The sequence below is a fragment of the Synechococcus sp. CCY9201 genome, from assembly GCF_034931105.1.
Classification (GTDB): domain Bacteria; phylum Cyanobacteriota; class Cyanobacteriia; order PCC-6307; family Cyanobiaceae; genus CBW1002.
In genome coordinates, this window is the sequence record NZ_JAYGIC010000058.1 from 1 (window position 1) to 1,264 (window position 1,264).

Annotated in this window: 2 protein-coding genes; both read left to right on the forward strand. The window is 65.8% G+C overall.

Annotation, left to right across the window (positions count from 1 at the left end; translation table 11 throughout):
- The first annotated feature begins 83 nt into the window (after nucleotides 1-83).
- Nucleotides 84-704 (forward strand): ISAs1 family transposase, encoded by a 621-nt coding sequence (locus VB716_RS05595; protein WP_323269969.1) that lies wholly within the window; start codon nucleotides 84-86, stop codon nucleotides 702-704.
- A complete protein-coding gene (locus tag VB716_RS05600) occupies nucleotides 704-1,246 on the forward strand; it encodes an ISAs1 family transposase (protein ID WP_323269970.1) in 543 nt (180 codons plus the stop codon). Before VB716_RS05595 ends, VB716_RS05600 begins: the two co-directional genes overlap by 1 nt.
- The last annotated feature ends 18 nt before the right edge of the window (nucleotides 1,247-1,264 follow it).

The window sequence follows — 1,264 nt, forward strand, 5'->3', positions numbered from 1 at the left end:
CAGGGCCTATTAGAAGTCTGTCCCAATAGGTCTGGCGGTGGCGCCCCGCCTACGGTGACCTGCGCGGGACCCGCTCTTGACCCTTGGCCTCTGAGCCCGCCGCCAACCCTGCTGCAGCAGGCGATCTGATCAGCTTTCTCCAGGCGCTGCCGGACTGCCGGATGCGCCGCGGCATCCGCTTCCCCCAGTGGTGGATGCTGCTGGTGGCCATCCTGGCGATCCTCAGCGGCCAGGGATCGCTGGTGGGCATGGAGCGTTTTGCAAAGCGCCACCGGCAGACGCTCAACGAGCTGTTGGGCACTGACTTCGGCAAGTCGCCGTCTGACTCCACCTTTCGGCTGCTGCTGGCCCAGCTGGATGTGGCGGGCTTTGAAACCCTCCTGCGTGACTGGATGGCGGCTGTCCAGCCGGGCGTGGCCGAGGGGCTCGACACCCTGGTCTGTGATGGCAAGACGCTGCGGGGCTCCATCGCTGAAAACACCTCTGGCGCAGCGAAGTTCATTGCCCAGGTGAGCCTGTACTCCCAGACGCTGGGCGTGGCGATCGCCCAGACCACCTACGCCACCGATACCGGTGGCGAAATCCAGGCGCTGCGCCAGCTGCTGGAGGCGGTGGAGCTTGAGGGTGTGCTGGTGCAGGCCGACGCGCTACATGCGAACCGCCCTTTTTCCTCTATCTCGCCCAGCGCGGCGCCGACTTCCTGATCGCCGTCAATCACAGCCGCCGCAAGGGGTTTCGGCTGATCAGAGACCGGCTCACCTATGGCCGGCGAATCCCGTGGCGCACCAGCAGACGGGAAGTGAAACGGGGCCGTGACATCACCTGGACCCTGCGGGCGATGCCCGCACCGGAGTGGGTGGTGGAGCAGTGGCCGGGCAGCGCCACGATCATCGCCGTGCGCAGCCACGGCATCCGTGATGGCAAGCCGACGGATGAGACCCGTTACTACGTCTCGAGTCTGCGAACCGGAGCCAAGGCCCTGTTGCGGCACGTCAGAGACCGGTGGTCGATTGAGAACAGCTGGCACTGGGTGCGCGATGTGGCGCTACGGGAAGACGGCCACCGCTACCGGGAGGACAACGGCGTCCAGATCCTGGCCACCCTCCGCAGCCTGGCGATCAATGCCCTGCGGCTCGATGGGATCTGGTCGATCACCGAGGCCATCGCTGCCCTCGCGCACGACATCAAGGGTCTGCTGAGGCTGCTGGGGTGGCAGGAAGCCGCGAAGAAACAGCCATCAGGATGACTTCTAATAGGCCCTGGG